Origin of the sequence: Gordonia zhenghanii, assembly GCF_021738965.1 — a bacterium.
Taxonomy (GTDB): Bacteria; Actinomycetota; Actinomycetes; order Mycobacteriales; family Mycobacteriaceae; genus Gordonia; species Gordonia zhenghanii.
Genome location: NZ_JAKKOQ010000010.1, coordinates 19322 through 39871, shown reverse-complemented (window position 1 = coordinate 39871; position 20550 = coordinate 19322). Strand labels below are relative to the sequence as shown.

Genomic DNA, 20550 nt, shown 5'->3' with positions numbered 1-20550 from the left:
GTCGACGGATTCCGTCGACCGGCTCTCTCATGCGTGGGTGTCAGCGCTCCTCGGGCAGCACGTAGCGCAGACCGCGGAAGTGCGCACTGGTCGCGAAGATCTCCGCGTCCAACGTGGTGCCTCGATGCACAGCCATGCGCAGCGCGAGACGCAAGAGCATCTTGATGTCCCGCGGGGTGATGTCGGGGAAACCGCCGATCAGATCGTCGAGGAGGTCATCGGACAGCGTCACGTCGTTTCCCGCGGCGAGGATCGTCCACACCTCGCGGGCCGCTTCCGGCTCCGGCGGGCGGTACTCGATCACAGCCGCGCACCGAGCGAGGATCGCCTCGTCGACGCCGTCGATCCGGTTGGTGGTGAGGAACAACAGTCCGTCGAAGTACTCGAGAGTGCGCAGGAACTCGGCGACAATCGCGTTCTGGTTCAAGTCGAATCCGCGCTCCATCACGAACACGTCCGCCTCATCGAGCAACAGAACGGCGTCCCACCGCTTGGCGCGATCGAAGATGACCTCGAGGTTCTTCCGGACGAGTTCTGGTGTCACGCCGAGGGATCCGGAGTGGATCGAGTAGAGCGGACGCCCGGTGACCTCGGCGTAGACCTCGGCCGTGAGGGTCTTGCCCACACCGGGACGACCCTTCGCGAGAATCACGTTCCCCGCCGATTTGCCGTTGATGATGTCCCCAGTGAACACCGAGATGTCGGTGGTGAGGATGTTGAGCAGTTCGCGCTGATCGTCGGGCAGAACGAGCTTGTCTTGCAGATGCACGTCGTACTCGTACTCCACGAGGTCTCCGGTGTTCACGTCCAAGAAGTCCTGGGCGGCGAGGTCGAACACCCGTACCGCGGTGATCACCGGCACCGGCCCGAACTCACCGTCGTCGAACAACATGGACGGCGCCACCATCCGCAGCGACGCGATCTCGTCGACGGCGACGTCGTGCACCACTTTCCGACCCGCCCGTTTGTTGGCGGACCGGTAGTCGTCGGTGCGCACCGCATGTCCGGTGAAGGTGTACTGCTTGCCGAAACCCTCGTCGATGATCTCGGTGAAGCGTTTCCGGCGCGCCTGGTACTCGGCCTTGAGTTCGGGGGTCTCGCGGTAGGCTCCGCCGGACAGCAGGACGTCGGCTGGCGACTTCCCGACGATCTCAGTCTCCTCGAAGTAGAGGATCCGCGGCGCACGCGACGGCCGCTTCACCGTCGGATTGTCGGCCTCCATCGTGAATTTGATACGAGGCCCGTGCGTCCGGTCCGCGGTCTCCAGCGAGAGCTTCATGACGAGGTACGGGTGCAGATACCCATCGGGTTCGCGCACGTACAGCCAGCCGTCGATGCGATCTCGGGTCAGGAACGAGTGGAGCATCTCGGTCGCCGCGCCGATGCCCGGCACGGCCGGGAAGTCACCGGCCCTGGCCGATTGGATCGCCGACACCGCGCGGCGGAACGAGTCGTCGGAGACGGCGACGGCGGTCTCGGCGAGGTCGATCAGCGCTGCGTCGGTCAAGACGTGGTCGGCCAGAGTGATCTCCGGCGACCGCCAGGACTTCGCCTGTTCGCGCGCGGCCCGCAGATCCTCGGACGAGGTCGCCGCCACCAACGACGTGGGTGCTTCCAACACTGCGGTTCCCTTCTGTTCGTGCCCGAATCCTCGTGACCCAGCTATTCGTGCTCCCGACGTTCAGTCGTCGGTTCCCGGTGTCGCGACGGCGCCGCGCGGAGTCACAGCGGAGAAGTCGATAGCCGCGATGATCTCGACGATCGCGTCGACGAGAGGGTTGTCCCGGCCACTGCGCCATGCGAGTGCCGTCTCCATCCAGCCGCCGTCCGGCAGGTCCCGGATCACCAGACCGTCCAGCGGGAGGGCACGCACCGACGCAGGCACCAGACTCACTCCGAGGCCCGCTGCTACCAGCGCCAGCAGGACGGCGGTGCCGGGAGCCTCGTGCTCGCCGCGTGGCGTGAACCCGGCTTCACGACACACGCGCAATGCCGCTGCGGTGACGGCGGAGTCACGACTGCCGTACACGACGAACGGTTCTGTGCGCAGGTCGGCGACGGACACAATCGGTTCCACGGCGAGTCGGTGATCGACCGGGACCGCAAGGACGAGAGGTTCGTAACCGATGGTCCGCAGTTCGATGTCGTCTCCGACCGCGGGCGGGCGCAGCACACTCAAGTCCAGCGTGCCGTCGCGGAGGCCGTCGCACTGGTCCGGGGTCAGGAGGTCGCTGGAGATCTGCAACGCCACCTCAGGAAGTTCCTGACCGATCGCTCGGGCAATCGACGGCAGGTGGGAGAAGGCAGCGGTGCCGGTGAGCCCGAGGCGGATCAGTCCGCTGCGGCCGTCAGCGAGTCGGCGTGCACCGTGCACCGCGCGGTCGACCGATGCCAGAATCCGCTCCACCTCGTCCCGGAAGTACTCGCCGGCAGGCGTCAACGCCACTTGCCGCGTGGTCCGAGTGAACAGGACGACGTCGAGTTCGCCTTCGAGTTGGCGGATCGCATACGACAACGCTGGCTGCGCGACGTGCAGTCGAGCGGCCGCCCGCCCGAAGTGGCAGGTGTCGGCGACCGCAGAAAAGTAGCGGAGGTGGCGCAGTTCCATGGTTCTCCTCGTTCACCAGACGAGTGCTCGTCACCTCTGCCGTACTGAAGAAGTGATGCGGCACATATGTGAATCACGGTACGGCTTTCGATAAATACGCACAATATGCGTGCAGACGTCGGATTGAGATTGCAGAACTATCAATAGACCCCCAGTTCAACCCTAGGGTTTTACCTAGTGTGATTGGAACCACAGTCGAGCACTCTCGAAAGCGCAGCCCACATCACTACCTCCGGAGGTCCACATGACCGCAACAGTTCCGCAGACTCCGCTACCAGCCCATCTGGAACATCTGGCATCGGTTCTCTCCAATGCTGTGGTCGACGATCGAGATGCGGGCCTCTACCGCACCAACCGGCGTATCTTCACCGACGATGACGTCTTCGAACTCGAAATGAAGTACATCTTCGAAGGCAACTGGGTCTACCTCGCACACGAGAGTCAGGTGTCCGAGCCGGGCGACTACTTCACCACGTACATGGGACGCCAGCCGGTCGTCATCACGCGCGACAAGAACAGCGAACTGCACCTGCTGATCAATGCGTGCGCGCACCGCGGCGCCATGCTCTGCCGCCGCAAGACCGACAACCGCACCACGCTCACGTGCCCCTTCCACGGCTGGACGTTCCGCAACGACGGCACTCTCCTCAAGGTCAAGGACCCCGAAGGGGCGGGCTATCCCGACACGTTCGACGTCGACGGCAGCCACAACCTGACCAAGGTCGCCAAGTTCGACAGCTACCGCGGCTTCCTGTTCGGCAGCCTCAATCCGGACGTCTCCTCGCTCGAAGAGCACCTCGGCGACTCGACCAAGGTCATCGACATGCTCGTCGACCAGTCCCCCGAGGGCCTCGAGGTGGTGCGCGGCTCGTCCACCTACACCTACGACGGCAACTGGAAGGTGCAGGCGGAGAACGGCGCCGACGGCTATCACGTCAGCGCTGTCCACTGGAACTACGCGGCCACCACGTCGCGCCGCAACACCGGTGAGTCGGCCAACGACACCAAGACTCTGGACGCCGGAAGCTGGGGCAAGTCGGGCGGCGGCTACTGGTCGTACCCGAACGGCCACCTGTGCCTCTGGACGTGGGCAGGCAATCCGCAGGACCGGCCGCTGTGGGACCAGTTGGACGAGCTCAAGGAGAAGTTCGGCGACGCCAAGGGCGACTTCATGGTCCGCGGCTCGCGGAACCTGTGCCTCTACCCGAACGTCTACCTGATGGACCAGTTCTCCACGCAGATCCGTCACTTCCGGCCGATCGCGCCGGACAAGACCGAGGTCACCATCTACTGCATCGCCCCGAAGGGCGAGAGCGCGAAGTCTCGCTCGTGGCGCATCCGCCAGTACGAGGACTTCTTCAACGCGTCCGGCATGGCCACTCCCGACGATCTCGAGGAGTTCCGCTCGTGCCAGCTCACGTTCCGTGCACAGGCAGCGCAGTGGAACGACATGAGCCGCGGCGCCGAGCATTGGATCACCGGCCCCGACGAGGTGGCCGAGTCCCTGGAGATGCCGAACGTGATCTCCGCCGGTGCCCGCAACGAGGACGAGGGACTGTTCCCCGTTCAGCACAGCTACTGGCTCGAGAAGATGCGGGAGGGCCTGTCCTCCGAGGAGGCGGCCGATGCCGCCGCCCCCAGCGCCGGCTCCCTGAACGCCGGCCCCCGCGCCTGAGAGGACGATCATCATGACCACAACACAGAATGCCGGCACACAGAGCTCCGGCGCGGCCACCTCACCGGCCGGCGGCAAGCTGATCACCCAGAACATGATCGAGCAGTTCCTCTACCGGGAAGCTCGTCACCTCGACGACCGCGAATTCGAGAAGTGGCTGGAATGCTACGCCGACGACGTCGTCTTCTGGATGCCGTCGTGGGACGACAACGACGAGCTCACCCAGGATCCCGAATCCGAGATCTCGCTGATCTACTACCCGAACAAGGGCGGGCTGGCCGACCGCGTCTTCCGAATCCGGACCGAGCGTTCATCGGCCACGTCGCTCCCCGAAGCCCGTACGAGCCACAACATCTCGAACGTCGAGGTGATCGGACGTGACGGCGACATCGTCGACATCCGCTTCAACTGGCACACGATGTACTTCCGTTACAAGATCGTCGACCCCTACTACGGAACGTCCTTCTACACGATCGACTTCTCGGGCGAGTACCCGCTGATCCGACGCAAGACGGTGGTGCTGAAGAACGACTACATCCACCACGTCGTCGACATCTATCACATCTGAACCGGAGAACCCCATGACTGTCACGACCGACCGACCCACACCGGACGGTACCGCGGAGACGGGCGACGGATCTCATCAGGTCGCGCTCGCGTTCGAAGACGGCGTCACCCGGTTCATCACCTGCCGGGACGATCAGACGGTGGCGGACGCCTCGTACCGCAACCGCATCAACATCCCGCTGGACTGCCGCGACGGCGCCTGCGGAACGTGCAAGGCGTTCTGCGAGTCAGGCGACTACGACGGCGGCGACTACATCGAAGACGCACTCTCGCAGTCCGAGTCGGACGAGGGCTATGCGCTTCCGTGCTCGATGAAGCCCAAGTCCGATCTGGTCCTGCAGATCGCTGCGACGTCCGAGGTGGCCAAGACACAGGCTGCCACATTCGACGCGACCATCGACGATCTGCAGCGACTGTCGGAGACCACCGTCAAGCTCGCCGTGTCGATCCCCAACCGCGGCGAACTGGCGTTCCTTCCCGGCCAGTACGTGAACATCGCGGTGCCGGGCACCGAGAACGAGTCGGGCGACGGGCCGTTGACCCGCTCGTACTCGTTCTCGAGCGGACCGCACGAGGACCGGTTGACCTTCCTGATCAAGATCACTCCGGGCGGCGTGATGTCGACGTACCTCACCGAACAGGCGAAGGTCGGCGACTCGATCTCGTTCACCGGTCCGCACGGTTCGTTCTTCCTCCGCGACTCCGAGCGGCCCGTCATGCTGCTCGCGGGCGGCACCGGGTTGGCTCCGGTCCTGTCGATCCTGCGAAAGCTGCACACCGACAACAGTCCTCGCAAGGCACACCTGATCTACGGTGTCAGCACCGATGAGGATCTCGTGGCGGTCGACGAGATCGAGTTCTTCGAGAAAGAACTGCCGGGCTTCACGTGGGACCACTGTGTGTCTGCCGAAGACAGCACGGCGCAGAACAAGGGCTACGTCACCACACTGATCAAACCGCATCACCTCTACGACGGCGACGTCGCGATCTACCTGTGCGGCCCGCCGCCGATGGTCGAATCGGTCCGCACTCACATGTCGGACACCGGCATCGAGCCGACCGGCTTCTACTACGAGAAGTTCGCACTCGCAGGCGCTCCGCCCAAGGAGAAGGCCCAGGGCGACGCGACGCCGGACACCACGACTGCCATCGCCGAGGCCGAGTCCGGGGCCGCCCGGTCCACATCCGGCACGTCTGCAGGCGTCGCCGATCTGCTCATCGTCGACGAGGCACGTGGAATCGGCGGACAGCAGGTTCTGCCGCCGGTGTCGACGGAGCCGTGGACCGGCCCTGCCGCCCGCACAGCGGACGACGACGATCGGCGCGCCATCGCGGGCAACCAGATCTGGCGTGGCAGTACCGCACCTGCTCAGGTCAGCGATGCCGACGGCGACGAGATCCTGCCGACGACCGCACGCGGCATCGGCGGACAAGAGGTGTTCGCGCACACGGCGATCGCTCCGCTGCACGAACCGGCGCCGCCCGCCCCGTCGAGCCCGGCCACGGCTGCCGCCCCAGCTCAGCCGGAGTCGAGCATCGTGGACGGCAGTACCGTCGGCTCGCAGGGTTACCAGATCGGTCAGGAGCATCCGGGCGTCTACGCCTCCGATGCTCTGTTCGAAGCGCGCGCAGCACTCGAACTGGGTGCATTGGAGGTCACCTTCGGGCGCATGTCCAGCAAGCAGCTCGCAGGCTACCGACTGCTCGCGGACGCGACCCTGCCGTACGTGGACGCCGACAAGTCGACGTTCATCGACGCCGCCGAGTACACCGAGACCAACGCGGCGTTCCACGACTACCTGTTCACACAGACGCGCAACGAGCACCTCCTCCAGGCGTATTCAGCGCTCGGTGTGAAGGGCCGGATGGGCGAGGTCCTGCGCAACGCCACGTGGTGTCACCCGTTGTGCGCCCAGGATCACGTCGACATCGTCGACGCATTCGAGCGCGGCAACAAAGAACGCGCGATCTCCCTGATCCGGGCGCACGCCAACCGGTCGAAGCAGACCATGCGTCGTGCGATGGCCGACGAGATGACCGCTCGCAAACCGCGTTTCGTCACCCCGGGACGCTTCGCCGACAAGGTCGTCGTGGTCACCGGATCGGCGCAGGGGATCGGTGAGCACGTGGCCCGTCGGATCGGAGCCGAGGGCGGCAAGATGGTCCTCGCGGATCGGTCGGAGCTGGTCGACGAACTGGCAACCGAGCTCGCGATCGACGGGCACGCGACGTCGGTCACGGCCGATCTAGAGACCTATGCCGGCGCGAAATCGGTCGTGGAGCATGCGGTCTCGAAGTACGGGCGGATCGACGTCCTCATCAACAACGTGGGCGGTGCGATCAATTTCAAACCGTTCATCGAGTTCACCGATGCGGAGATCCAGGCCGAGATCGACCGTTCGCTGATGACCACGTTGTACGCCTCACGAGCGGCCCTGCCGGGCATGGTGGAACGCGGGCAGGGCACGATCGTCAACGTCTCGTCGGCCGCAACTCGCGGGATCAACCGGATCCCCTACTCGGCGGCCAAGGGCGGCATCAACGCGATCACCGCGTCGCTGGCGGTGGAGTACGCCGATGCAGGCATCCGCGTCGTGGCGACCGCGCCCGGCGGGACCGAGGCTCCGCCGCGCCGCATCTCCCGCGGCACGCCGGAGGCCACCAACGAGCAGGAACAGGCCTGGTTCCAGGCACACGTCGACCAGACGCTCGACTCCTCGCTCATGCACCGTTACGGCACGCTCGACGAACAGGCCGCGGCGGTCTGCTTCCTGGCATCCGAAGAAGCGTCCTACATCACCGGAACGGTGCTCCCGGTCGCAGGCGGCGATCTGGGGTGAGCGGTCGAGGACGTGCCCTAGGGTGAGTGGATGACCGGGTCGACGCAGTGTTCAGGCCCCGCGTCGATCCTGGCTCGCCTCCTCGAGGAGGGCACGTCCTCCGCCGTCACCGGAGCACGTCTGGTGACAGTCGTCGGTGGGCCGGGCAGCGGCAGAAGCACTCTGCTGCACCGACTCGCCGACGCACACCGCGGTGCGCACGGCGCCGATCACGTGCTGAGCGCACAGGGCGTTCCGTGGGAGTCCGATCGGCCCGGTGGGATTCTGAATCAGCTGCTGCCGGACGGAACCACTGACCTCTGGGCCGCCGTGGAGTCCGTTGGCGGCCAGGCGACCACTCTCATCACCGTCGACGACGCGCATCAGGCGGACACCGATTCGATGCACGCGATCGTGAGCCTCCTGCTCCACCATCGGGACGCCCCGATCCTCATCGTCCGCACTGCGCCACAGGAAGCGGAACTGACCGCCGTCGCGAGCGCACTCACACTGCAGTTGGGCGGATTCACCGCCGACGAGGTGACTGCCGTCGCCGCCGAGCACCGGGTCGTGATGCATCCGGTGACTGCCTCACGACTGACCCGACATACTCGCGGCAACCCACGTGCCGTCCTCGCGATGCTGGCGCAGGCTCCGGCGACGTACTGGAGCACTCCCGACGCCGAACTCTTCGCACCAGCCTTCGTCGTCGACGAGGTCGCGGCGGCGCTCGATCACTGCACGCCGCAGGGCCGGGCATTGATCAACGCTCTCGCGGTCTTGGGCGACGGCCTCGTCGACATCGACGCGCTGACCACGGCGTCGACGCTGGCCGAGGTCGCCGATCCGCTCGCGGCGCTCGACGATGCGTCGGCCACCGGGTTGATCACCCTCCCCGCGGGGGTCTCGCCCGGCGACTCGGCGCCCCGATTCACCAGCCCGATGCAGGCCACCGCAGTCACCGCGGCGATGGGCATGCAGGCGACCGGAGCGCTGCATCGCCGGGCCGCCGAGCTCGTCACCGACCCGGCACGCCGCCTGCACCACCTGGCAGCCGCGACTCCAGTCGCCGATGCAGATCTCGCTGATCGCCTGGAAGCACTCGCGAACAGGCTCGGAGCCGACGGCGAATGGCGCTCCGCCGCAAAGCTGTTCCGACAATCGAGCAGGCTGACCGTCGATGGGCCGATGCGTGACGAACGCCTGACGCGGGCCGCGGACGCATTGCTCGCAGCAGGCGACTGCGGCAGCGCGACAGTCCTCATGCCGGCAGTGGAGAGCCTCCGCGAGACACCGCTGCGCGAGGCGACCCTCGCGTACCTCGCCATCCTTCGCGGCCGCACTGCAGAGGCCGACATGCGTCTCGAACGCGCGTGGGCCATCAGCAACCCGGATCGGGCCCCGGAGGTAGCAGGCACCATCGCGCAGCGTCGAGTCCTACTCAGCCTCGCGCGCTGCCAGGGCAGCGAACTCGTGTCGTGGGCCGACACTGCTATCGGTCTCGCAGGCGACGACTCGCCCGCTCACACCGAAGCGTCGGTCATCAAGGGACTCGGTCTCGCATGGTCAGGCCGTCCCGCCGAGGCCCGCGCCTTGTACGACAGCCTCACCGAGTCGATCCAGCACGGCGCTCAGGCGCAGCGCGTCACGATGGGACGCGGATGGATGGAGTTCGGGTTCGACGACCTCGACGCGGCCCGCAGCAATCTGGAGGTCGCGGTGTCGATGGCGCAACTGCGCGGATCGAGCCGGATCACCCAGTGGGCCCTCGCCTGGCTCGCCCGCGTGCACTTCGTGACCGGAGAGTGGGATCTGGCGCTCGACGCCGTCGACCGCGGTCGGGTCCTGGCCCGTAGCAGCGGCATCGCCTTGATCACTCCCTTGTTCGAATGGACTGCAGTGCAGATCAATTCACTGCGAGGCGACTGGGACGCCGCACGCACCGCGGTGGCCGCGTCCGCAGTCACCGAGGGAAGCTGCGAGGTGATGCAGGTACCGACGCTGCTCGCGCGCGCCGCCTACGCGGAATCGCGGGCCGACTACGGGCGGGTGCGTGAATCACTCTCGACGATCGTCCCCCTCGCACGACATGCCTCCGGGTTGTCCGAACCTGGATTCTGGCCGTGGGTCGACCAATTGGCCAACGCGTTGGTGTTGGAAGGCCGACTCGACGAGGCCGACGCGCTGCTGATTCCACATGAGGAACGTGCCAGCGCCCGCGAGCACCGATCTGCCCAGGCGCGGCTCGGATACGCGCGCGGCAGGCTTCTCGGAAGCTCGGGAGACCTCACCGCGGCTCGGCAAGCATTTGAGCAGGCGTTGGACCATCTCGAGGGTCTGCCACTGCGCTACGACCGGGCACGCGTGAACTTCGCGTACGGGCAGACCCTGCGCCGGGCGGGCAAACGCCGCGCAGCCGATGAGGTGATCACCCGCGCCCGAGACCTCTACGAGTCGCTAGGGGCACGGACCTACGTCGAACGCTGCGACCGCGAACTGCGGGCAGGCGGCGTGCACGCCCCGCGGGACACCCGCGACGGCATCGATCTGACGCCGCAGGAGCAGGCGGTGGCGGCGCTCGTCGTCCAGGGGATGACGAATCGAGAAGTCGCCGCTGAGCTCTACATCTCGGCCAAGACCGTGCAGTACCACCTCACGCGGATCTACGGGAAGATCGGCGTGCGGTCGCGGGCCGAACTCACCGCCGTCTGGCACTGAGCCTCAACTCATTCGACGGGAGCGCCAGTCTTCTCCTGGACTTCCTCACGGGTGACGTCGGGCGCGAGCTCGACGATCGTGAAGTGATCCCCCGCAGTGTCGAAGACACCGAGGTCGGTGATCACTCGCTGCACGATGCCGCGGCCGGTCAGCGGCAGCGAGCACTCGGCGAGCAGCTTCGCGTCGCCCTTCTTCGTCAGATGCTCCATCAGGACGATCACGTGGCGGGCGCCGCTCACCAGATCCATTGCGCCGCCGATGCCCTTGACCAGCGCGCCGGGAACCATCCAGTTGGCCAGGTCGCCTGCTGCCGACACCTGCATGCCGCCGAGCACCGCGACGTCGACGTGGCGACCGCGGATCATCGAGAAGCTGGTCGCCGAGTCGAAGAACGACGCCCCCGGCAGGACGGTCACGGTCTGCTTACCCGCATTGATCAGGTCGGGATCCACCTGGTCCTCGTACGGGTACGGGCCGACACCGAGGATCCCGTTCTCGGCATGCAGGGTGACAGTGGACTCCGGCGGAATGTGGTCGGGGATCTTGGTCGGCAGACCGATTCCGAGATTCACGTAGTCCCCGTCGGACAGCTCTTTCGCCGCCCGTGCCGCCATCGCGTCGCGGTTCCAGCTCATGACGTCCTCTCACGCGTGGTGCGCTGTTCTATTTCCTTGCGGGCGGCCTGTTCCGGCGTCAACTCGACGACCTTCTGCACGAAGATTCCGGGCAGGTGGATGTCGTCGGGAGCGATCTCGCCGACATCGACGACCTTCTCCGCCTCGACCACCGTGATGCGCCCGGCCATCGCGGCGGGCGGGTTGAAGTTCTGTGCGGCGGCGTGGAACCGGCAGTTGCCCGCCCGATCGACCACCGCGGCCCGGACCAATGCGAAGTCGGTGACGATGGACTCCTCGAGCACCATCTGACGGCCGCCGATCTCCCGTACTTCCTTGGGCGCGGATGCCTCGGCTATGGTCCCGTCGGCGTTGTAACGCCACGGCAGGCCGCCCTCGGCGACCAACGTGCCGACGCCGGTCGGGGTGAAGAAGGCGCCGATTCCGCTGCCGCCGGAGCGCATCCGCTCGGCGAGCGTGCCCTGCGGCGTCAACTCGACGGTCACCTCTCCCGACAGGAACTGCCTGCCGAACTCCTTGTTCTCGCCGATGTACGAGGCGATCACCTTACTGATGCGGCGGGCCTCCAACAGCAGACCGAGGCCCGCACCGTCGACGCCGCAGTTGTTCGACACGATGGTCAGATCCTTGGCGCCTTGATCGAGGAGCGCCTCGATCAAGAACCACGGGATGCCTGCGAGGCCGAAGCCGCCGACGGCGATGCTCGACCCGTCCGGGATGTCTTGAACGGCCTCGTCGGCCGATCCGACCACTTTGTTCAAGGTCATGCTTGCTCCAAGTGATTGATGAGTGCCGCGGTCGCGGCTTCGGGCTGCTGCAAGTTCGCCAGATGGCAGGCATTGGGCAACACGGTCAGGGTGGAACCTTCGATCCGATCGGCGATGTCGGTCAGCATCGCGGGCGGGGTCGCGATGTCCTCGGCGCCTGCGACGACGAGCGTGCGGGCGGCGATGCGCGACAACTCGTCGCGCAGGTCCATCGCGGCGATCGCTTCGCAGCATCCGGCGTACCCCTCGTCGGGGGTGTCGGCGACCATCGCCTCGTAGAACTCCTTCTGCGCGGAGTTCTCGGCGAGGTAGGTGGGCGTGAACCACTTGCCGACGACCGCCTCGGCGATGTGCCCGGTCCCCTCCCGTCGTACCAACCCGGCACGATCGGCGTAACCGGCGTCGGGCAGGGCCGCCGAGGTACACAGCACCGCGACGCTCGCAACCCGTTCGTGAGCCCGCACCGCAGTGCGCATCATCGTCATGCCGCCGAGGGACAGACCGATCAGGTGAGCCTGCTCGACACCGAATCGGTCGAGCAGAGCGAGCAGGTCGTCGGAGAGGTCGTCGAGTGTGTACGGGCCGTCCGGCACCGGCGACTGCCCGTGTCCTCGGGTGTCGTATCGGATGACGTGGAAGCGCTCCTCGAGAGCCGGAAGCTGCGGCTCCCACATCCGCATGTCCGACCCGAGCGAGTTCGACAGGACGACAGCGGGGCGGTCCGCCTTCCCGCTGGCGACGGCGTGGACGTCGACGGCGCTCATCGGGTGGCCTCGAACACCGCGGCGAGTCCCTGTCCGCCACCGATGCACATGGTCTCGAGGACGTACCTCGCGTCCCGGCGGCGGGCTTCGTATGCGGCGGTCGCCAAGATCCGGGCACCGGTCGCGCCGACGGGATGACCTAGCGAGATGCCCGATCCGCTCGGGTTCAGGCGGGGATCGTCGGCTCCGATCCCCCACTCGGCGAGCACACTGAGAACCTGCGCCGCGAACGCTTCGTTGAGCTCGATCAGGTCGAGGTCGGCCAGGGTGATCCCGGCGCGGTCGAGCGCCTTGCGACTCGCCGGGACCGGGCCGATGCCCATGGTCTTCGGCTCGCAGCCGGCGACCGACCACGATCGGAGGGTGAGCATCGGGTCGAGACCGAGCTTCTCGGCAGTGGCGCGCGTGGTCACGATGGCCATCGCAGCGCCGTCGTTCTGGCCAGACGCGTTTCCGGCGGTGACCGTCGACTCCGGATCGATCTTTCGGCGGACCGGCTTGAGGTTCGCAAACGACTCCATCGACGCGTCGGCGCGCGGATGCTCGTCGCGGTCGACCACGACGTCGGGCTTTCCGCGTCGGCCCGGAACGGTGACCGGTGTCAACTCGTCGGCGAACCGACCTTCGTCGTGCGCGGCGGCTGCTCGGCGGTGCGACTCGACGGCGAGACTGTCCTGCGCTTCCCGAGTGATTCCGTACTTCTTGCGAAGGTTCTCCGCCGTCTCGATCATGCCGCCCGGCACGGGGTACGACGATCCGCCGGCCGTGGCTCGAGCGCGGTCGAGCCGGTCCATCAGTTCGACACCACCCTGCCGGATTCCGGTCCGCAGCCCGAGCGCGTAGTGCTCGACGGTCGACATCGATTCCACGCCGCCTGCGACGATCAGGTCCGCGCCGCCGGTGGCGATCGCCGACGCGGCGGTCAGCACGGCCTGCAGACCGGATCCGCAGCGGCGATCCACTTGCATTCCGGGGACGCCGATCCCCAGGCCTGCGTCGAGGGCGGCGACCCGGCCGATTGCAGGCGCCTCCCCGTTCGGCGATCCCTGTCCGAGAATCACGTCGTCGACGGACTCGGGGTCCAGGCCGGTGCGGTCAATGAGGCTCCGAAGGGTCGTGGTGGCGAGGTCCTGCGCGGCGAGGGATGCCAGTGCCCCGCCCATCCGCCCCACCGGAGTCCGGACCGGACTGCATACGACGATGTCTGCCGACTGTGATTCAGAACTCATGTATCCACCATAGGAACAATCAGCCATACATAGAAGGATCAATTCTCATTCTATTGATATGTGCTGTTTATCAATGATCTCGACCGGATACAGACCGCGACTCGCCAGCCAGGCCTAGAGACGACAGAAGCCGCCGATCGCGGATGCTCCCCCCTCTAGGAGTCACTCGCGGTCGGCGGCTTCCACGCTTCCCAGCGCCTGCCGCGGACGTCGTCGACACCTACCGAGTCGCAATCGACCCGGAAGGCCCTCCGCCGAACTGACGTCCGTTGCACCCATCCCCATGAGTACGTCAGTTACCGTACAGCAAACCAATTTCTGCCGCCAGTTGTGTGCGCTGGAAGGTGGAATCGAGACAGTACACACCATTTGACGACCACGAATGCGCACGTCAGCGGATATTATTACGTGATCAAATCGCACGTTGCCGTCGGCAATTTCCGTCTGGCAACATCGAATTGCTAGTATGTAGCGGATACAGAGGCATCACGTTCTCCCTCGTCGGGGCGACGCACTGCACGTAGCGGAGAGTCAGACGGATCACCCGGCTCACCGCACTCTCGGGGGAAGGCGACATGGACAACGGATTTGCGGGACGGCTCAACAGGCTGTTCGAGACAGTGCACCCTCCGGGGCGCAAGTCGCACACGAACGCCGAAGTCGCCGACGCCGTCACCGCTACGGGATACAAGCTCTCCAAGCCGTACCTCTCTCAGTTGCGCAACGGCCACCGCACCAATCCGTCGCATGAGACCGTCACCGCGCTCGCCCGTTTCTTCAAGGTGAAGCCCGACTACTTCTACGACGACATCTATGCGGCGAAGATCGATCACGATCTCGAACTCCTGTCTCAGTTGCGCGGTTCGAGTCTGCGCCGTCTGTCGAGCCGCGCGTTCGATCTGTCCGAAGAGTCCCAAGAGATGCTGACCGCGATGGCCGAGAAACTTCGCCGCGGCGAAGGCCTCCCGGAAAACCCCCTCGACTGACCGCCCGACAGACCTCGTATCCTCGACGTCGAGGATCGGTTGGAGACATTGATGCAGGTGAAGTTCTCGCGTGCCGCGCGCCCGTTCGGCGTCGCCGCAGTAGCGGTGGGCGCCCTCTTCGCAGTCCCTGCGACGGCCGTGGCCTTCCCTGGTCACCACTGCCACGTCACGTGCAGCGCAGACGACGAGGACACGGCGGAATCGTCGACGCCCGAGTCGTCTGAGGCGCCCGAATCGTCGTCGCAGAAGTCGTCGCCTGCGACGACGACAGACGGCGAAGACGGCGAAGACGACGAGGGCGGCGACAACGGCGACGACGAGGCGCCAGCGTCTCCCCCGAAGCACGAGAAGCCTGAGCCACCCACGACGTCCGAGAATGAGGACGACGATCGCGACCCCGGCGCCGTCTATCACGACCTCGACGATCTCGGCCCCGGCGACGACTCGGCGACGAACACCCCCACGGGCCGTGCGCCGAGCCGGAAGGCGACTCCCAAGACGCAGCAGCAGACGCCGACGGGCTCCAAGCCCAAGGCATCCAAGCCGTCTCGGTCACACAAGCCGTCCACGACGCGTAAGACCACGAAGAAGCCTGCTCGGACGTCTACGTCGAAGGCTCCCGCTGCTCATTCCGCGTCCGATCCGAAGCCGCCGACCCAGACCGAAGCTCTCCCAGTACCGTCCGAGGTGTCGGCAAGCCAGTACGCCGCGGCTGGCGGCGGGATCGGCGCCATGATCCTGATCGCGGGTGGCGCCGGACTGGTGACCCATCGCGGAGCCCGCGCCGGTCGCGTCCGGCTGAACGCCGCACGCGCCGAGTTCCTGTCGCCGCCCAAGTGATGCGTGCAATCGGTTACGAGCCCTAGAGTGGTGACCTGTGTCTAGCCCCGTCGAATCGACCCGTGCCGCCCACCGGTCGCACCGTCGCGTCCATGCGGCGGTCGACGCAGTGCTCGACGTCGCCGCGCAGAAGCAGGCCGGTTCGTTGGACGACATCGTCCGCGCCGTCGGCGAGAGCAGGCAGCGGCCGATCGCGATCGCCTTCGACGACCTCGCGCCCGGAGTGTGGGGGCAACGCCGCGACTTCCCCGACCACGACGTGATCGTGTTGGCGCGAGCCCTTCCCAGCGAGGCGCGAACGTTGGCGCACGAACTCGGTCACATCGTGTTCGCCCACTCCGGGACCGTCGCCGAGGAATCGACGGTCGAAGCCGAGGACGATCTGATCGCCTACATGCTCGGCCTGTCCGAACCGGATGAGTCGGATGCGTCGGAATCAGCGCCGGAGTCCGAGTCCGTGTCCGGGTCGACGTCCGGCAAGACGATCACCGCCGAGGAGCTCGAACTGCAGGAGTGGGAGGCTGAGGCGTTCGCCGCGCGGCTGTTGCAACGTCTGCGTCAGCTGCATCGCAATCGGTCGCTGCGGCCCATGCTCCGCTACGACGAGGCTCTCGGATGACCTGGCTCACCTGGGTGATCGCGGTGCTGTGTGCTGCCGCGGTCGGCGCCCGCATCGGACGGCTCACCGTCCGACCGCCGTCGTTGGCACGCACCTCGGTCGCCGTCGCCGCCGTCGGAGTCGCCGCCGCTGCCGCGGTCCGGACGCCCACCGTGTCGGTGATCCTCGAACCTCTCGGCGACGCCGTTCCGGTCTTAGCCTTCGTCGGCTGCTGGGTGGTGGTGGCGACCGCGACGACTCTGATCGGCGTCGCCACACTGCCGCGAATGACGCAGCGTGTCCTGCACGTCGTCACCGTCGTAACGATCGCGCTGGCGCTCGTCGACCTCGTCGTGATGGGCGTGACCGGCGACGCGATCGTCGGATCGGTGTTCGTCGTCGTGGCAGGCGTGTTCGCACTGGCCAACGGGGTGCGGTACGTCGCCTGGCACCCGTTGGGCCGGGCCATCGCCTATTTCTTGGCGGGGAACACCGTGGCCACCGTCGTTCTGGCGCTCGACCTCGCCCATCCAGACCCGGAGAGCGGCTGGTGGGCGGTCGCCATCATCATCATCAGCTTCGCGTGCTCGTCGGTCATGTTGACGTCGTTCTTCTCCGCACGGCGCGACCTGCGTCGCACCGACCGACTGTGGACCGCGTTGGCGACAGCTCACCCGGAGGTCGCATCCGGCGACTACAAGTCGGCGACGACCGTCCTGGCAGCCGACGACCGGGTCTCGCAGATCCTCGACGGCCTGTACCTGCATGCGGGCGCCGGCCTGATCACGCCGGGCGACGAAGCCGATCACGGATCCCCGCGCGACCGCGCTCACGAGATCGCGACATGGCTGCGCAGCACCGAGGTGACCCCGATCGATCCGGACACACTGACGACGCCGACCGACCTGTCGGACCGGCGCTGGGTTCAGTTGATCGCTCGCGAATACGATCGAGTCGGTTCGCAGAGTCGAGTTGTCCCCGAACCCGCGACGTCAGTGGAGCAAGACACCACCGTCGACGGTTAGCGTCTGACCGGTCATCCAGCCCGCGTCGTCCGACAGAAGGAAGGCGACGACCGACCCGATGTCGTCCGGGACGCCGAGACGCTTGAGCGGGTACGCCGACGCGACCTCTTCTTCACGGCCTTCGTACAGTGCGGTCGCGAAGCGGGTCTTAACCACGGCGGGCGCTACCGCGTTGACCCGGATGTCCGGTCCGAGTTCCTCGGCGAGCGACGAGGTGAGGTCGATGACGGCAGCCTTCGACACTCCGTAGAACGCGATCCCCGGCGCGGGACGGATACCTGCGACGGATGCGACGTTGACGACGGCTCCGCCGTGCTCCTGCTGCCACGCCCGATACACCTTCTGCGTCCACTGGAGGGTGGAGACCACGTTGACGTCCAGGATCTTCCGCGCAGCGCCGGCGTCGATGTCCATGAGCGAGCCGTACACCGGGTTGATGCCAGTGTTGTTGACGAAGAAGTCGGCGCTGCCGAAGGTCTCGATGGCCTTCGCGATCACTTCGTCCTGATGATCGGAGTCGTCGGCCGGGCCTGCGACGGCCAGCGCGACGTCGGATCCGCCGAGTTCGGCTACGGCGCCGTCGAGTGCGTCCTGCTTGCGAGCGGTGATGACGACCTTCGCGCCGTCGGCGACGAGACGGCGGGCGATCCCCAGTCCGATCCCTCGACTCGATCCCGTGATGATGGCGGTCTTTCCGGCGAAACGTGCGGTCATGCGACTCTCCCTGCGTTGGCGACGCCAGTTCAAAAATAAGCGATTGCTTACTTTCTATCGTCGCACGGCCGAGCAGTCAAGGAGTCGACCCCACCTCGGGGTCATTGACGACGCCCACATTCGATGTAGGATTGTCGACAATCAGTCGATTTCTCGTCGAAGGCGGTCGCTCACATGGATTCTCGCGACATCTGCACTCTCTCCGCCCTGGAGCTCACGGACGCGTACCGCACCGGGACCCTCTCGCCCGTCGAGGCGACCAACGCGGTCCTCGATGCCATCGATCGAGTGAACGACCAGTTGACGGCGTTCTGCCTCGTCGACCACGAGGGAGCGCGCGCTTCGGCGCGCGAGGCACTGCAGCGGTATCGCGACGGACGGACACTCAGCCCGCTCGACGGAGTCCCGACCTCCATCAAGGACGTCTTCCTCACCGCCGGGCACCCCACCTACCGCGGGTCCACGCTGCTCGCCGAGGCCGACGACGGCACACCGCCGACGGTCGACGCCCCGGTCACCGCGGCCACGCTCAAAGCGGGCTGCGTGGTGGTCGGCAAGACGACGACCCCCGAGTTCGCGTGGAAGGGCGTCACCGACTCGCTTCTCCTCGGAGCGACCACGAATCCGTACGATCCGAGCCTGACCCCCGGCGGATCGAGCGGCGGGTCGGCTGCCGCGGTCGCCGCGGGCCTCGGCCCGCTCTCGACCGGCACGGACGCGGGAGGCTCGGTCCGGATCCCAGCAGCGTTCACCGGGACCGTCGCTCTGAAGCCGACCTACGGCGTGATCCCGATGTTCCCGTCGAGTCCGTTCGGGACGCTCGCGCACGCCGGCCCGATGACGCGCACCGTCCTCGACACCGCGGCGTTCATGGACGAACTGATCCGGCCCGACTCGCGTGACTGGTCAGTGGTCCCTCCGTCGGCGACGTGCCCCGGCGGCGAGGGCTACCTCGCCGCAGCACTCGACGTCGGACGGTCGGACCTGCCGTTGGACGGCGTGCGCGTCGCGTACAGCCGGAACCTCGGATTCGGCGTCAACGATCCCGACGTCGAACGCGAGGTGGACGTCGCTGTCCGTGCACTCACCGATCTCGGGGCAGACGTCGACGAGATCGAGCTCGGACTCTCCGACCCCGTCGACGCCTTCCACGTCCTGTGGTTCGCGGGCGCGGCGGCGGTGGTGAAACCGTTGGGCGACGGCGCGATCGACCGGATCGATCCGACTCTGCGCGATGCGTTGAGCCGTTACCACGACTTCACCGCGCAGGACTACCTCGACGCCGTCGCCGAGCGGATGGCGTTGGGCGTGCGACTCGGTGCGGTCCACCACACGTACGACATTCTCGTGACTCCGACGATCCCGATCCCCGCGTTCGCGGCAGGCGCCGACGTCCCGAAGGACTGGCACAGCCCTGATTGGACCTCGTGGACCCCGTACACCTACCTTTTCAACATGACTCAGCAACCGGCACTGTCGGTCCCGTGCGGGATGACGGATTCGGGCCTCCCTGTGGGCGTCCAGCTCGTCGGCGCCCGGTTCGCCGACCGCATGGTGGTCCGAACCGGTGCGGCCCTCGAGACGCGCGTCGCAGGCCGAGTGCCACGGCCGCGAGTGCACGCGAGCAGTCAGGCCGTCACGTGACCGACCAGATCTCCAGATCACTCACTCCGGTGGTCCAAGAGTCGACGCCCGCGCTGATCGCACGGTCGTTGCGTCGAGCGATCGCCGCGGGCGACTTTCCGCCGGGCGGCCAACTGGGCGAGGCGGCGCTCGCCGGTCAGCTCGGCGTGAGTCGCGGACCGCTACGCGAGGCGATGCAACGGTTGACGCAGGAGGGCCTGCTCGTCGCGCTCCGCAACCGCGGCCTGTTCGTGCCGGAGTTGACGCCGGACGCGGTGTCGGACATGTACCTGCTGCGGACCACCATCGAACGCGCCGCGATCGAACAGGTCCTCGCTGCAGGCAACGGTCCGACGTGCGCCGACCGGCTCGACGCCGCCGTCGAGAAGATGGTCGCGCATGCGGACCGCCCGGACTCGGCTGCGATGGTCGACGCCGACCTCGACTTCCACCACGAACTCGTCGAAGCCGCAGGCTCGCCCCGCCTGTCCCAGGTCCACGAGACCGTCATCGTCGAGACCAGCATGTGTCTGCGCGCCACGGCCCCGACGTACGGCCCAGACGAGGACCGGGCCGCCGAGCATCGCGCTCTCGCCGACTCCGTCCGCGCCGGCGACGTCGCCCGCGCCACCGCCCTGCTCGACGACCACATGCGCGACGGCCTGGCCCGTCTGACCTAGCTCGGCCCTCGGGCCGCCCGTTGATCGAGCGGGCTCCCCGTTGATCGAGCGAAGTCCTCGTTGATCGAGCGGAGTCCCCGTTGATCGAGCGGAGTCCCCCGTTGATCGAGCGGAGTCCCCCGTTGATCGAGCGGAGTCGAGATCCCTTTGCGCGACTTGCGGTCTCGACTCCGCTCGACCAGCGGGCAGCGTCTCGACTCCGCTCGACCAGCGGGCAGCGTCTCGACTCCGCTCGACCAGCGGGCAGCGTCTCGACTCCGCTCGACCAGCGACGTAGGAAGCTCGACCGGCGACGTGGGGAG

At 66.8% G+C, this 20550-nt stretch carries 17 protein-coding genes; 10 read left to right on the top strand and 7 right to left on the bottom strand.

Annotated elements, in window-relative coordinates:
• Positions 1-40: 40 nt before the first annotated feature.
• Positions 41-1621, bottom strand: a complete 1581-nt coding sequence (locus tag L5G32_RS12180) for an AAA family ATPase (protein WP_237011324.1) — start codon at positions 1619-1621, stop codon at positions 41-43.
• Between the two features lie 60 nt (positions 1622-1681).
• Positions 1682-2608 carry a LysR family transcriptional regulator gene (locus L5G32_RS12175; RefSeq protein WP_237011323.1) on the bottom strand — a complete coding sequence of 309 codons (927 nt, stop codon included), beginning with the start codon at positions 2606-2608 and terminating at the stop codon, positions 1682-1684.
• A gap of 244 nt (positions 2609-2852) precedes the next feature.
• Between L5G32_RS12175 and benA the strand changes: the two genes are divergently transcribed.
• Genes benA through L5G32_RS12155 form a run of 4 tightly spaced genes read left to right on the top strand, consistent with a single transcriptional unit; the run spans position 2853 to position 10387 of the window.
• On the top strand, positions 2853-4283 hold the full coding sequence (gene benA / locus L5G32_RS12170; RefSeq protein WP_237011322.1) for a benzoate 1,2-dioxygenase large subunit: 1431 nt from the start codon (positions 2853-2855) through the stop codon (positions 4281-4283).
• 13 nt (positions 4284-4296) lie between these two features.
• Positions 4297-4851, top strand: coding sequence for a benzoate 1,2-dioxygenase small subunit (gene benB, locus L5G32_RS12165; protein ID WP_308192039.1), 555 nt, complete (start codon positions 4297-4299; stop codon positions 4849-4851).
• A gap of 13 nt (positions 4852-4864) precedes the next feature.
• Complete coding sequence (gene benC / locus L5G32_RS12160) at positions 4865-7690, top strand: benzoate 1,2-dioxygenase electron transfer component BenC (RefSeq protein WP_237011321.1); 2826 nt, start codon at positions 4865-4867, stop codon at positions 7688-7690.
• Between the two features lie 30 nt (positions 7691-7720).
• The gene (locus L5G32_RS12155) at positions 7721-10387 is read left to right on the top strand and encodes a LuxR C-terminal-related transcriptional regulator (RefSeq protein ID WP_237011320.1); all 2667 of its coding nucleotides are present in this window, start codon (positions 7721-7723) and stop codon (positions 10385-10387) included.
• An 8-nt stretch (positions 10388-10395) separates the two neighbouring features.
• Here L5G32_RS12155 and L5G32_RS12150 read toward each other — a convergent pair whose 3' ends face one another.
• From L5G32_RS12150 to L5G32_RS12135, 4 genes are read right to left on the bottom strand one after another with little or no spacing between them, the layout of a single operon-like run.
• Positions 10396-11022, bottom strand: a complete 627-nt coding sequence (locus L5G32_RS12150; RefSeq protein WP_237011319.1) for a CoA transferase subunit B — start codon at positions 11020-11022, stop codon at positions 10396-10398.
• Positions 11019-11789, bottom strand: a complete 771-nt coding sequence (locus L5G32_RS12145; RefSeq protein ID WP_237011318.1) for a CoA transferase subunit A — start codon at positions 11787-11789, stop codon at positions 11019-11021. Before L5G32_RS12145 ends, L5G32_RS12150 begins: the two co-directional genes overlap by 4 nt.
• Complete coding sequence (gene pcaD, locus L5G32_RS12140; protein WP_237011317.1) at positions 11786-12553, bottom strand: 3-oxoadipate enol-lactonase; 768 nt, start codon at positions 12551-12553, stop codon at positions 11786-11788. Before pcaD ends, L5G32_RS12145 begins: the two co-directional genes overlap by 4 nt.
• Positions 12550-13782: an acetyl-CoA C-acetyltransferase gene (locus tag L5G32_RS12135; RefSeq protein WP_237011316.1), complete on the bottom strand. Its 1233-nt coding sequence runs from the start codon at positions 13780-13782 to the stop codon at positions 12550-12552. The genes pcaD and L5G32_RS12135 overlap by 4 nt, the downstream gene beginning before the upstream one ends.
• 575 nt (positions 13783-14357) lie before the next feature.
• On the opposite strand from L5G32_RS12135, the gene L5G32_RS12130 reads away from it, so the two are divergent.
• From L5G32_RS12130 to L5G32_RS12115, 4 genes are read left to right on the top strand one after another with little or no spacing between them, the layout of a single operon-like run.
• Positions 14358-14768 (top strand): helix-turn-helix domain-containing protein, encoded by a 411-nt coding sequence (locus L5G32_RS12130; RefSeq protein WP_237011315.1) that lies wholly within the window; start codon positions 14358-14360, stop codon positions 14766-14768.
• Between the two features lie 51 nt (positions 14769-14819).
• Positions 14820-15608, top strand: a complete 789-nt coding sequence (locus tag L5G32_RS12125; protein ID WP_237011314.1) for a hypothetical protein — start codon at positions 14820-14822, stop codon at positions 15606-15608.
• 37 nt (positions 15609-15645) lie between these two features.
• The gene (locus tag L5G32_RS12120) at positions 15646-16227 is read left to right on the top strand and encodes a hypothetical protein (RefSeq protein WP_237011313.1); all 582 of its coding nucleotides are present in this window, start codon (positions 15646-15648) and stop codon (positions 16225-16227) included.
• Positions 16224-17231 (top strand): hypothetical protein, encoded by a 1008-nt coding sequence (locus L5G32_RS12115; RefSeq protein WP_237011312.1) that lies wholly within the window; start codon positions 16224-16226, stop codon positions 17229-17231. The genes L5G32_RS12120 and L5G32_RS12115 overlap by 4 nt, the downstream gene beginning before the upstream one ends.
• Here L5G32_RS12115 and L5G32_RS12110 read toward each other — a convergent pair.
• Positions 17199-17945, bottom strand: a complete 747-nt coding sequence (locus L5G32_RS12110) for an SDR family oxidoreductase (protein ID WP_237011311.1) — start codon at positions 17943-17945, stop codon at positions 17199-17201. The genes L5G32_RS12115 and L5G32_RS12110 overlap by 33 nt on opposite strands.
• A 174-nt stretch (positions 17946-18119) precedes the next feature.
• On the opposite strand from L5G32_RS12110, the gene L5G32_RS12105 reads away from it, so the two are divergent.
• Both L5G32_RS12105 and L5G32_RS12100 read left to right on the top strand, forming a co-directional pair.
• Positions 18120-19589 (top strand): amidase, encoded by a 1470-nt coding sequence (locus tag L5G32_RS12105; protein ID WP_237011310.1) that lies wholly within the window; start codon positions 18120-18122, stop codon positions 19587-19589.
• On the top strand, positions 19586-20248 hold the full coding sequence (locus L5G32_RS12100; RefSeq protein WP_237011309.1) for a GntR family transcriptional regulator: 663 nt from the start codon (positions 19586-19588) through the stop codon (positions 20246-20248). The genes L5G32_RS12105 and L5G32_RS12100 overlap by 4 nt, the downstream gene beginning before the upstream one ends.
• The last annotated feature ends 302 nt before the right edge of the window (positions 20249-20550 follow it).

What these genes read in the sequence shown, in the direction of transcription:
- L5G32_RS12175 (WP_237011323.1), bottom strand. Translation starts at nt 2,608, where the DNA reads ATGGAACTGCGCCACCTCCGCTACTTTTCTGCGGTCGCCGACACCTGC.
- L5G32_RS12105 (WP_237011310.1), top strand. Translation starts at nt 18,120, where the DNA reads ATGGATTCTCGCGACATCTGCACTCTCTCCGCCCTGGAGCTCACGGAC.
- L5G32_RS12150 (WP_237011319.1), bottom strand. Translation starts at nt 11,022, where the DNA reads ATGAGCTGGAACCGCGACGCGATGGCGGCACGGGCGGCGAAAGAGCTG.
- L5G32_RS12125 (WP_237011314.1), top strand. Translation starts at nt 14,820, where the DNA reads ATGCAGGTGAAGTTCTCGCGTGCCGCGCGCCCGTTCGGCGTCGCCGCA.
- benA (WP_237011322.1), top strand. Translation starts at nt 2,853, where the DNA reads ATGACCGCAACAGTTCCGCAGACTCCGCTACCAGCCCATCTGGAACAT.
- pcaD (WP_237011317.1), bottom strand. Translation starts at nt 12,553, where the DNA reads ATGAGCGCCGTCGACGTCCACGCCGTCGCCAGCGGGAAGGCGGACCGC.
- L5G32_RS12145 (WP_237011318.1), bottom strand. Translation starts at nt 11,789, where the DNA reads ATGACCTTGAACAAAGTGGTCGGATCGGCCGACGAGGCCGTTCAAGAC.
- L5G32_RS12130 (WP_237011315.1), top strand. Translation starts at nt 14,358, where the DNA reads ATGGACAACGGATTTGCGGGACGGCTCAACAGGCTGTTCGAGACAGTG.
- L5G32_RS12135 (WP_237011316.1), bottom strand. Translation starts at nt 13,782, where the DNA reads ATGAGTTCTGAATCACAGTCGGCAGACATCGTCGTATGCAGTCCGGTC.
- benC (WP_237011321.1), top strand. Translation starts at nt 4,865, where the DNA reads ATGACTGTCACGACCGACCGACCCACACCGGACGGTACCGCGGAGACG.
- L5G32_RS12110 (WP_237011311.1), bottom strand. Translation starts at nt 17,945, where the DNA reads ATGACCGCACGTTTCGCCGGAAAGACCGCCATCATCACGGGATCGAGT.
- benB (WP_308192039.1), top strand. Translation starts at nt 4,297, where the DNA reads ATGACCACAACACAGAATGCCGGCACACAGAGCTCCGGCGCGGCCACC.
- L5G32_RS12115 (WP_237011312.1), top strand. Translation starts at nt 16,224, where the DNA reads ATGACCTGGCTCACCTGGGTGATCGCGGTGCTGTGTGCTGCCGCGGTC.
- L5G32_RS12155 (WP_237011320.1), top strand. Translation starts at nt 7,721, where the DNA reads ATGACCGGGTCGACGCAGTGTTCAGGCCCCGCGTCGATCCTGGCTCGC.